Raw genomic sequence first — 9,968 nt, 5'->3', positions numbered from 1 at the left:
CGATCTCCCGCCTCACGGGGGCCCTGAGGAGCCAGGAGCCCACGCCGCCACGGCGGCCGATGCGGCGTCATCGTCGCAGGAGGGAGCGCGATGATCCGCCTGCTGCTGATGCGTCACGGCGAGACCGCATGGAACGGTGAGGGGCGGCTCCAGGGCCGGCTCGACATCGCCCTGTCCGAGCGGGGGCGGGAGCAGGCTCGCGCACTGGCCCCCGTGGTGAGCTCGTACGCTCCCGGGCTGGTCGTCGCCTCCGCCCTGCGCCGCACCCGGGAGACCGCCGAGGCGCTCGGACTGCGCGTGGACCGCGCCGATCCCCACCTCGACGAGGCGCACCTGGGCCGCTGGGAAGGAACCCATTCGGTGCAGCTGCGGGAGGACTCGCCGCAGGAGTACCAGGAGTGGAGGGCCGGACTGCTGCGGCCGCCCGGCGGGGAGTCGTTCGAGGAGCTCACCGAGCGGGTGCTGGAGGGGATCACCCGCGCGGTGCGCGACGCCGCGGCCGACGGGCACCGGAGCGTCCTGGTGGTCACGCACGGCGGGCCGGTGCGTGCGCTGCTCCAGCGGGTGGTGGGGCTGGACCCCGCCCTGACGGTGCCGGCCCACCCGGCGAGCCTGAGCATCCTCGAGGTGGAGGAGCGGCAGGTCCTCACCGATCGCGGAGCATGCCGTCTGAGGCTGTTCAATCTTGCCCCGACGGCTCCCGAGGCGGAGCCCGCGGACTGACCTCGCCCGGGCTCAGCGAGCGGTGCGCCGCGGGAACACATAGGCGGCCACCGCGATGGCCAGCGCGATGAACCCGGCACACCAGGCGATGGCGATCAGAGCGTCGCCGCCGGCGCCCTGCCCGTTCATCAGCGCACGTGAGGCATCGATCAGGGGAGTCATCGGCTGATGGGCGGCGAAGCCCTGCAGCCATCCCGGCATGGTCTCCACCGGGGCGAAGCCGCTGGAGAGGTACGGCAGGAACAGCAGCACGAAGCCGTACCCGCTGGCCGCCTCGGCGGAGCCGGCGAGCATGCCGAGCGTGGCGAAGACCAGGGTGATCACCAGGATCCAGAGTGCGATCAGGCCCAGCGAGCCCAGCAGCTGGAGCGCGGAGGCGTCCGTGCGGAAGCCGACCGCGAGGGCGAGCAGCACCACCACCACCGTGGCCAGCAGGTTGCGGACCATCGAGGCGACCGTGTGGCCCAGCAGCACGGTCACTGCCGGGAACGGCATGGTGCGCAGTCGATCGATGAGCCCGGTGGTCATGTCATTGCTGACGACGACTGCGGTGTAGGAGGCGCCGAAGCCCGCGGTGGTCAGCGCGATCGCCGGGAGCACGTAGGAGAGGTAGTCGGCGCGCGCGGGGGCTCCGCCGTCCACGCTCACCGCGCCGCCGAGCACGTAGACGAAGATCAGCATCATCATCACCGGCAGCAGGATGGCCATCAGCACGGATTCGGGGTCGCGGAAGGAATGTCGCAGGCTGCGGCGCGAGAGCACGACGAGTCCGGTCAGGAAGCCGGCGGAGGTCGGTGCCGGCGCGGTGGCCGGGGCGTGCGTGGTGGGGGCGAGAGCGGTCATGGTGTCCTCCGGGTGGTCAGGCGTGCGTGGGAGCGGCGGCGTGCTGCGGGGCGGTCTCGGTGCTGGCGGTGCTGTGGCCGGTGAGCTGCAGGAACACGTCGTCCAGAGTGGGGCGGTGCAGGGTGACTCCGGCGCGCGGCAGCCGCGCCGCCACCTCGGCGAGGTGGGTGGCCAGATCGTCCGCGGAGCCCGTGGTGGGGATCTCCTCGAGCACCTCGTCGCCCTCCCCGGTCACCCGCAGGACGGTGCCGCCCACGAGCCGCTTGAGCTCCTCGGCGGTGCCGCCGGCGACGATGCGACCGTCGTGCAGGACCCTGATCTGCTCGGCGAGGGCATCGGCCTCGTCGAGGTACTGGGTGGTGAGCAGGATCGAGGTGCCCTGGGCGGCGAGTGCACGGAGCTCCTCCCACAGCACCAGGCGGCTGCGGGTGTCGAGACCGGTGGTCGGCTCGTCGAGGAAGACCAGGCGGGGGCGGGACATCAGCCCGGCGGCGATGTCGAGCTTGCGCCGCATGCCGCCGGAGAGCTGGGCGGTGCGGGTGTCACGGGAGGGGGCGAGGTCGAAGCGCTCGAGCAGCTCGAGGCCGCGACGGCGGGAGGCCTTCCGGTCGAGGCCGAACAGCCGCCCCAGCATCTCGAGGTTCTCGAGGGCGCTCAGGGCGCCGTCGACGGCGGCGAACTGCCCGGTCAGGGAGATCTGGCTCTGCAGGGAGCGGCGGTCATGCACCGGATCGAGACCGAAGACGCGCAGCTCACCCCCGTCCCGAGGGATGAGGGTGGTGAGGATCTTGACCAGGGTGGTCTTGCCGGCGCCGTTGGGGCCGAGCAGGGCATGGATCCCCGGGGGGAGCGTGAGGGTGACGTCCTGCAGCACGGCACGATCACCGTAGGACTTGGAGAGGCCGTAGGCCTGGATCAGGGCGGGTGCGGTCGGGGGCATGAGAGATCCTCACTGCATCGAAGAACTGTGTGCGACATAAACTGCGGGGTGCCAACAGAGTATGTCATACACAGTGTGTCTTGCACACTGTTTTCGTGGGGACGAGGTCGAGGGAGGTGGAACACTGTGGTCATGGCCGAGAGCAATGAGACGGGACTGCCGCGCGCAGTGATGATCGCCTGGGGCATGGAGGAGGCGCCGCAGCGTGGGCCGAGCCGCGGGCTGAGCCACGAGCGGATCGTCGCCGCCGCGATCGAGCTCGCCGATGCCGAGGGCCTGGCGGCAGTGACGATGCAGGCGGTCGCCAAGGCCCTCGGCTTCACGACGATGTCGCTGTACCGCTACGTCTCCAGCAAGGATGAGCTCCTGCTGCTCATGCAGGATGCGGCCTTCGCCCTGCCGGAGAAGTCCGCGCTGCCTGCGGGGTGGAGGGCTGCGCTGCCGGCCTGGGCGGAACTGGTCCGGGCGGCGTACCGCTCGCATCCGTGGGCGCTGGAGATCTCACGCGGCCAGTCCTCGGTGATGATGCCGAACTCCGTCCGGGCTGCTGATCTGGGCATGGCTGCGCTCGCGGACCTCGAGGTCGATCAGGAGTCCAAGATCGGGGTCATCCTGGTGGTCTCCCAGCTGGCTGCCTCGATGGTCGAGCTCGAGGGCTCGCTGGCCGAGGAGGGGGTGGTCTCGACCACGCCGGAGGGGGCTGGTCTGCTCGCCGAAGTCATCACGCCCGAGCGCTTCCCCCACATCGCGACCCTCTTCACGGCGAACGCGCGGGCGGGGGTCGAGGGCACGCCCTCGGCCGCACCGGTGATCGACGGCGGCACGCTGGAGGTGGACGGGGAGTTCGGGCTGGGTCTGTCGCTGCTCATCGATGGGCTCGAGGCGCGGCAGCGTGCCGGAGCGGAGCCGCTCGCGCAGCAGCCGCGGTGAGCGGCGGCGCATCGTCGCGGTCGTTCAGCCGGCTGAGCGGTGACGGTCCAGTCCGAGCTCAGTGGGTCGCTGATCGCTCGCGTCGGGGCTCGCGAGGTCCTCGACCTCCGATTCCTCGAGCGTGCGCGCCCGTCGCGTGAGCTGCTCGACCTCGTCCACCGGGGTGCCGGCGAGCCCGAGCTCCTCGAAGCGCCGCGCGGTGACCATCACGCGCGACTGCAGGGAACCGACCGCCTCGTTGAACGCGGCGACCGAGGAATCCAGCGAACGGCCCACCTTGCCCAGATGGCCGGTGAAGGTGCCCAGGCGGTGATGCAGCTCCCGGCCGGCGTCGAGCACGGCGCGGGCATCGCGGTTCAGGGCGTCGGTGCGCCAGGTGTGCGCGACGGTGCGCAGCAGGGCGACCAAGGTGGCGGGGGAGGCGATCACGACATCCTTGGCGAAGGCGTCCTCGAGCAGGGCGGGGTCGGTCTCGAGCGCGGCGGCGAGCACACCGTCGCTCGGCACGAACAGCACCGTGAACTCCGGGGTGTCCCCGAGCGCCTTCCAGTACGCCTTCGCGGAGATCACGCCGACGTGATGGCGCAGCGCCTTCGCATGCGCCTTCCGGCGGGCCGCGGCGCGGTCGGGATCCGTCTCCGCGGTCGCGTCGAGGTAGGCGTCCATCGGGGCCTTCGCATCGAGCGCCACGTGACGGTCCCCGGAGAGGTGGACGACCAGGTCCGGGCGCTGCCCGGCGTTCCCGTCGGCCCGCGTGCCGGCGAGCTGCTCGCTGAAGTCGACGTGCTCGAGCATCCCGGCGGCCTCGACGATCCGGCGCAGCTGCACCTCGCCCCAGCGCCCGCGCGCGGTGGGGGCGCGCAGCGCGGCGGTGAGAGCGCTCGTGCCGGACTCGAGGGACTGCGCGCGCTGGGCGAGCTGGCCGAGGTGCGCCCGCAGCGCCCCCTCCGCCTCGATGCGCGCGGCCTCGGAGCGGGCCAGGGACCGCTCCAGATGGGCAAGCGTCGAGGAGATGGGGGCGAGGGTGCGCTGCAGCTCGACCTCGCGCTCCTCCTCAGCCGCGTCCCGCCGGGCGACATCGCGCTCATGGCGCTCGTCCGCCAGGCGCAGCAGCTGCCCGGCCGCATCCGTCTCGCCGCGCCGGCTCTCCGCCAGCGTCCGTGTGCGCTCGCGCAGCAGCAGCCAGGTGACGACGGCTCCGAGCGCCGCACCGACGGCCAGCCCGATCAGGAGCATCTGTGTTCCGCTCATGCGCCCCAGCACACCATGGGGGTCCGACACGCGAGCACCGCCACGCCCGTCGGTCGGCAGGCAGGTCCTCAGGCGCGCGCCGCGCCCGCTCGCGCGGTCTGCACCTCGTCCATGTGCTCGCGCGCCCACTCCACCAGGCCGTGCAGCGGCAGCAGCAGGGAGCGGCCGACAGGGGTGAGCTCGTACTCGACCCGCGGCGGGATCTCCGGATAGGCGGTGCGCAGCACCAGCCCGTCGGCCTCGAGCGAGCGCAGGGTCTGGGTGAGCATCTTCTGCGAGATGCCGTCCACCCGTCGGGAGATCTGGGAGAAGCGCTGCGGACCGTCCTCGAGCATGCCGATGACCAGCACCGTCCAGCGGTCGCCGATGCGGTCCAGCAGCTGGCGCGAGGGGCAGCCACGGTCGTAGGGGTCGAACTCGAGCAGGGCCATGATGTGCTCCTCGGTGACGGACGGAATGGCGCGGAGGGACGGTTACCGCAAAGTGCGTACTTCCCATTAGAGACTAGGTTACCTACGGTGAGTGTCAAGGCCCACAGCATGTGCGGTGGGTCAGGGGCATTCTCGCCCCGTGATCTCGACCGCGCTCAGGAGAGCGCACGGAAGGAGAGCCCATGGCTCGCATCATCGTTCTGGGAGGCACCGGATACGCCGGGAGCCACATCGTCGCGGAGGCGGCAGGCCGCGGCCACGAGGTCGTCGCCGTCAGCCGCACCGCCCCGGAGTCGCTGCCCGCCGGCGCCACCCACAGCGCCGGCGACGTGCGCGACGCGGAGTTCCTCGCAGAGCTCCTGGAGGGGGCCGAGGTCGTGATCGCGACCGCGTCGCCCCGCGGTGACCTCGCCGAGGCGGGCCTGCTGCGCGGCGCGTACTCCACCCTCCGCGGCCTCGCCGCCGAGAAGGGCGTGCGCCTCGGCGTGATCGGCGGAGCCGGCTCGCTGGTCGTCGCCGAGGGCGGCCCCAAGCTCGTCGACACCCCCGACTTCCCCGAGCCCTTCCAGGTCGAGGCTCGCGAGCTCGACGCCGTCCTCGAGGACCTGCGCGCCGAGGGCGAGGAGCTGGACTGGTTCTTCGTCAGCCCCGCCGCGATGTTCAACGGCATGAATCCCGGTGAGGCCACGGGCACCTATCGCATCGGCGGCGACGTGATGCTCACGGACGAGCACGGGAACTCCGAGCTCTCGGGCGCGGATCTGGCGCTCGCGATCCTCGACGAGGTGGAGGCGCCGGCCCACCGCCGCACCCGCTTCGCCGTCGCGTACTGAGCCACCTCGCGAGGACGGCCGGGCCCCACCCGGGCCCGGCCGTCCGCCGTCGCTGCGCTCATTGTGCTGACCGCCGCCGACGGGGAAGGCCCGAATGTCCAGGTGGGGTCTGCGACGTCACCCCCGGGGCGGGGTCACGGCCGGGCACGGTCCCGTAGAATCTGCTCCCGTGGCTCTAACTATCGGAATCGTGGGACTGCCCAACGTCGGCAAGTCCACCCTCTTCAACGCCCTGACCCGCGCCGAGGTCCTCGCCGCGAACTACCCGTTCGCGACCATCGACCCCAACATCGGCATGGTGCCGCTGCCCGACCCGCGGCTGGCAGAGCTCGCCACCGTGTTCGGCAGCCAGAAGCTGCTGCCGGCGACGGTGTCCTTCGTGGACATCGCCGGCATCGTCAAGGGCGCCAGCGAAGGTGAGGGCCTGGGCAACAAGTTCCTCGCCAACATTCGTGAGGCCGATGCGATCTGCCAGGTCACCCGCGCATTCGCCGATCCTGACGTCACCCGCGTGGACGGTTCCGTGACGCCCTCGGGAGACATGGAGACCATCACCACCGAGCTGATCCTCGCCGATCTCCAGACCATCGAGAACTCGATGCAGCGCCTGGAGAAGGACACCAAGCGCGGTCTGGTCGACGCCGCCGTGCTGCCGAACGTCATCAAGGCCAAGGCCCTGCTGGAGACCGGCAAGACCTTGTACCAGGGCGCCGAGGCCGCCGGCATCGACGTCGCCGTGATCCGCGACCTCCAGCTGATGACCGCCAAGCCCTTCATCTACGTGTTCAACACCGACGAGGAGGGTCTCGCGGACGCCTCCTCGCAGCAGGCGCTGCGGAACCTCGTCGCCCCCGCTGAGGCGATCTTCCTCGACGCGAAGTTCGAGGCCGAGCTGATCGAGCTCGACGAGGACGAGGCCGCCGAGATGCTCGAGTCCACCGGCCAGGAGGAGTCCGGGCTCGCCCAGCTCGCCCGCGTCGGCTACGACACCCTCGGCCTGCAGTCGTACCTGACCGCCGGCCCCAAGGAATCCCGCGCCTGGACCATCCCCAAGGGAGCCACCGCGCCCCAGGCCGCCGGCGTCATCCACACCGACTTCGAGCGCGGCTTCATCAAGGCCGAGATCGTCTCCTTCGACCAGCTCATGGAGGCCGGCTCCATGGCGGAGGCCAAGGCCAAGGGTTGGGTGCGCATCGAGGGCAAGGATTACGTCATGAAGGATGGCGACGTGGTGGAGTTCCGGTTTAACGTCTAGCCGCGTTCCGGTTGGCCGTCTCGCGCCAGCGCAACCAGCGTTGGCGGTCGACTCAGGCGGATTAATGTGCTCGTCGGAGTCCGACGGCGATCCCTGCGTCTACTGCGAACAAGCCGCACATCGCGATGGCACTCTGCCGGCGACCGCTCTGCATGTACTCCCGCGCACCATCAGATCCGTGACGATGCCGCATGCGGTGACTCCGATCGGTACGCCCCAGATCCACCAGAACAGGCCCAGGCGGTCGATGTCGGTGGCCCCTGCCCAGACAGCCACCCAGATCGACGCGAACACGGCCAGGATGACGAGCCCGAGGCCGATGAGAAGTGTGGCCATGCCGAGGTTTTCGAGCGCCGCCCACCGTCGGATCCGCGCTCGCGTCGTGAGTGTGTGCACCGCCGACATCCACCTGCGGGTCTGCTCTTCGGTTGAGAACAGGGACTGCGTCGAGGCGATGATCTCCCGGGCGATTATCGGGCACCCCTCGCGGCCTTCCGGCGGAGCCTGCGGCGGATCCTTGCGAGCTTCTTCGGCACCGGCACAGGCGTCACCAGCACCCTTAAATCATCGCCCTGTGGCTCGGTGAGGAGTACCCACTCGTGGTCGGCCGTCGCGCCGTCGATGCTGGAGACGGGGAGGTGGAGGATGGAGTAGCCGCCGTCCATCTGAGCTCCGAACAGCGTGCTCGAGGAGAGGGGCCCGGAGCCCGAGGGCGGCAGTCCATCGTACGAGAGCCAGTTCTCGAAGGCAGCATGCACCCGTGCCGCGTGCTGGTCCTAGAGGCGCTGATCGAGGGCGATCTACGTCGCCCTGCTGGCCTCGCCGTCGTCGAGGTCGACAGAGGCGCGATGGATCGAATGCGCGACTCCGCGCGTGTAGATCCACTCGTTCTCGGCCCTCCGGTCCCGAAGGACGCTCAACCGCAGGAGCAGCACGCCGACGGCGATCAGCAACCAGACGCTGACACCGATCGATGCCAGCCATGGCACCCCTCCGGGCCAGGAGTCGCGGCTCTCGCCGTTGATGGTGATGCTCCATCCGGCACCCGTGGGATCGGTGAGCGGCTGCTGGATCAGGAAGCAGAGAGCCGCAAGGGGGAGCGCCACCCAGAATGCTGGCGCGTAGACGAGGACGGTGCTGCGCAGGTCTTCGCTGCCGGGCCACATGCTGACTTCGTCGACCGATTCCGGCCGTGGGACGTCGCGGGGTCGAACAAGTCTCGCGCGAGGCGATTCCGACCTGCTCACCCGGATCTCAGCCTGGTCGCTGGGTTCCGAGCTCGCCCTGGGGTGCTGTTCCACGTCGACTCCCTCCCTCTTCGGTCAGGGACTGCGACGGTGCGATCCAGTCGGTTGGTCTCCCGCCCTGAGGTCACCCGGAGCGGTCGAGCCTGAGACGTCCCTACTTCTCGTGCGCACAGTGTTCCATTGGCAGCCCTCGCGACCTCAGCGACAGTGCTCAGCGGCCCCAGGTTCGTCGACTTCCTGGACCCGTCACCTGTCGGTGTCGTAGACCTTCCGTGGCACTGAGCGGGATCTGATAGAGCCGAGAGAGATCCTGATGGAGGATCTCCTCGAGGGCTTCGGGATCATGCAGAACAAGCTTGCCGAGTTCATCGGCGTGCGGCCGCGCCGGGCGCTGCGGGGCAAGGTCGCTGCGATCACGCCGCTCGCGGTGGAATGCCTAGCGCAGTATTTCCGTCACCGGACATCCGGACTCTTCAGCTGATCGGTGATGCTGCGGGGTTCGCGCCCCAGGAGGCGCGTGAGCGTGGGGTCCGAGCCCGAGAAGTGTCCGCTTCTCGTGGCCTGGAACATCGACAGGGTGAAGCGGGCGACCGCCTCGGGCACTCCATTGGTCGTCGCATCGGACACCCAGCTCTCGTCGTCGACGATGACGCGGTCGATCTGGCGACCGGCGATCTGGGATGCGGAAGCGGCGAAGTCTGCGAGGGTGACCGGCACGGGCAGCGTCAGGTCGATCGGTCCGTCGAACGGTTCATCAGCCGTGAGGATCTCGTCGGCGGCTTCTGCGGCATCTCGCCGATCGACCCAGGAGAAGGGGCCGTCGGCGGGCATGGCGATGACCCCAGTCTCCTGCCAGGCACCGAGCAGCTGGGCGGGGTCGCCGTAGAAGCCGTTGCGCAATGCCGTCCAGGCGACTCCGGACGCCGCGAGATGCTGTTCGGTGGCGGCGTGGATCGCGAGCGGCGGGTAGGGCGTGTCGAAAGCTGTCCCATGCGCGCTCGTGTACAGGATCCGCTGTGCGCCTGCGTCGACGGCAGCGTCAATGGCTCTGCGGTGCTGCGCGATGACGTCGGAGGAGAGATCGCTCGAGGAGACCAGGAGGACCTGCTCGGCGCCGGCGAAGGAGCGGCGCAGGGCTGCGGGGTCGTCGTAGCTTCCTTGCCGCACGCGGATTCCTCGGTCAGCCAGGTGTGCCGCTCGCGCGGGGTCCCGGACGCTGACGCCGATGCGGTGCGGCGGTATCCGTGTGAGGAGGTGGTCGAGCGTGGATCCGTTGAGGGTGCCTGTAGCTCCGGTGACGACGATCATGTGACGGTCCTTTCATGGGGCAACGATCCGACGTGCCGCGTCGTCCGAGCATCGGGCGACGGCGATGCTGAAGTTGACTCACAGAGTCAACTTCCTGGCGCCCCATCCTGCATTAAGTTGACTGGTAGGATCAAGTTACTTGGTGATCCGGAAGGAGCCTGCGTCGTGTCCGACCCCCGAGGTGGCCCCGCTCTGCGTGCAGATGCT

Annotated in this window: 11 protein-coding genes; 5 read left to right on the top strand and 6 right to left on the bottom strand. The window is 70.0% G+C overall.

Translation table 11 applies throughout. The annotated features are described in order from the left end of the window. The first annotated feature begins 90 nt into the window (after positions 1-90). On the top strand, positions 91-723 hold the full coding sequence (locus VF289_RS02915; protein ID WP_330880916.1) for a histidine phosphatase family protein: 633 nt from the start codon (positions 91-93) through the stop codon (positions 721-723). A gap of 12 nt (positions 724-735) precedes the next feature. On the opposite strand, the gene VF289_RS02910 is transcribed toward VF289_RS02915, so the two are convergent. Further along, a complete protein-coding gene (locus tag VF289_RS02910) occupies positions 736-1,566 on the bottom strand; it encodes an ABC transporter permease (RefSeq protein ID WP_330880914.1) in 831 nt (276 codons plus the stop codon). A gap of 16 nt (positions 1,567-1,582) precedes the next feature. Beyond that, complete coding sequence (locus VF289_RS02905) at positions 1,583-2,506, bottom strand: ABC transporter ATP-binding protein (protein WP_330880912.1); 924 nt, start codon at positions 2,504-2,506, stop codon at positions 1,583-1,585. Between the two features lie 132 nt (positions 2,507-2,638). On the opposite strand from VF289_RS02905, the gene VF289_RS02900 reads away from it, so the two are divergent. Beyond that, entirely contained in the window at positions 2,639-3,436 is a 798-nt protein-coding gene (locus VF289_RS02900) for a TetR/AcrR family transcriptional regulator (RefSeq protein ID WP_330880910.1), read from the top strand. Between the two features lie 24 nt (positions 3,437-3,460). Here VF289_RS02900 and VF289_RS02895 read toward each other — a convergent pair whose 3' ends face one another. Further along, positions 3,461-4,687, bottom strand: coding sequence for a DNA recombination protein RmuC (locus VF289_RS02895; RefSeq protein ID WP_330880908.1), 1,227 nt, complete (start codon positions 4,685-4,687; stop codon positions 3,461-3,463). A gap of 68 nt (positions 4,688-4,755) precedes the next feature. Further along, positions 4,756-5,118 (bottom strand): helix-turn-helix domain-containing protein, encoded by a 363-nt coding sequence (locus tag VF289_RS02890; protein WP_330880906.1) that lies wholly within the window; start codon positions 5,116-5,118, stop codon positions 4,756-4,758. Positions 5,119-5,300: 182 nt separating this feature from the next. Between VF289_RS02890 and VF289_RS02885 the strand changes: the two genes are divergently transcribed. Together VF289_RS02885 and ychF are read left to right on the top strand one after the other, a co-directional pair. Continuing rightward, the gene (locus VF289_RS02885; RefSeq protein WP_330880904.1) at positions 5,301-5,951 is read left to right on the top strand and encodes an NAD(P)-dependent oxidoreductase; all 651 of its coding nucleotides are present in this window, start codon (positions 5,301-5,303) and stop codon (positions 5,949-5,951) included. Positions 5,952-6,120: 169 nt separating this feature from the next. Next, on the top strand, positions 6,121-7,206 hold the full coding sequence (ychF, locus tag VF289_RS02880; protein WP_330880902.1) for a redox-regulated ATPase YchF: 1,086 nt from the start codon (positions 6,121-6,123) through the stop codon (positions 7,204-7,206). An 800-nt stretch (positions 7,207-8,006) separates the two neighbouring features. Here ychF and VF289_RS02875 read toward each other — a convergent pair. Continuing rightward, positions 8,007-8,372, bottom strand: a complete 366-nt coding sequence (locus VF289_RS02875) for a hypothetical protein (RefSeq protein ID WP_330880900.1) — start codon at positions 8,370-8,372, stop codon at positions 8,007-8,009. 394 nt (positions 8,373-8,766) lie between these two features. Between VF289_RS02875 and VF289_RS19560 the strand changes: the two genes are divergently transcribed. Next, a complete protein-coding gene (locus tag VF289_RS19560) occupies positions 8,767-8,934 on the top strand; it encodes a hypothetical protein (protein ID WP_414644431.1) in 168 nt (55 codons plus the stop codon). Here VF289_RS19560 and VF289_RS02865 read toward each other — a convergent pair. Beyond that, positions 8,907-9,761, bottom strand: a complete 855-nt coding sequence (locus VF289_RS02865) for an NAD(P)H-binding protein (protein ID WP_330880898.1) — start codon at positions 9,759-9,761, stop codon at positions 8,907-8,909. The two genes, VF289_RS19560 and VF289_RS02865, sit on opposite strands and share 28 nt — an antisense overlap. Positions 9,762-9,968: the final 207 nt, after the last annotated feature.

Origin of the sequence: Brachybacterium sp. (assembly GCF_036379615.1) — a bacterium.
GTDB lineage: Bacteria > Actinomycetota > Actinomycetes > Actinomycetales > Dermabacteraceae > Brachybacterium.
The sequence above is the reverse complement of the archived record's forward strand: the minus strand, read 5'-3'. Positions and strand labels throughout refer to the sequence as shown.

Bases quoted from the DNA above. Each gene is read 5' to 3' on its own strand.
- VF289_RS19560 (WP_414644431.1), top strand. From the start codon at position 8,767: ATGGAGGATCTCCTCGAGGGCTTCGGGATCATGCAGAACAAGCTTGCC.
- VF289_RS02915 (WP_330880916.1), top strand. From the start codon at position 91: ATGATCCGCCTGCTGCTGATGCGTCACGGCGAGACCGCATGGAACGGT.
- VF289_RS02890 (WP_330880906.1), bottom strand. From the start codon at position 5,118: ATGGCCCTGCTCGAGTTCGACCCCTACGACCGTGGCTGCCCCTCGCGC.
- VF289_RS02885 (WP_330880904.1), top strand. From the start codon at position 5,301: ATGGCTCGCATCATCGTTCTGGGAGGCACCGGATACGCCGGGAGCCAC.
- VF289_RS02875 (WP_330880900.1), bottom strand. From the start codon at position 8,372: ATGTGGCCCGGCAGCGAAGACCTGCGCAGCACCGTCCTCGTCTACGCG.
- VF289_RS02905 (WP_330880912.1), bottom strand. From the start codon at position 2,506: ATGCCCCCGACCGCACCCGCCCTGATCCAGGCCTACGGCCTCTCCAAG.
- VF289_RS02895 (WP_330880908.1), bottom strand. From the start codon at position 4,687: ATGAGCGGAACACAGATGCTCCTGATCGGGCTGGCCGTCGGTGCGGCG.
- VF289_RS02910 (WP_330880914.1), bottom strand. From the start codon at position 1,566: ATGACCGCTCTCGCCCCCACCACGCACGCCCCGGCCACCGCGCCGGCA.
- VF289_RS02900 (WP_330880910.1), top strand. From the start codon at position 2,639: ATGGCCGAGAGCAATGAGACGGGACTGCCGCGCGCAGTGATGATCGCC.
- VF289_RS02865 (WP_330880898.1), bottom strand. From the start codon at position 9,761: ATGATCGTCGTCACCGGAGCTACAGGCACCCTCAACGGATCCACGCTC.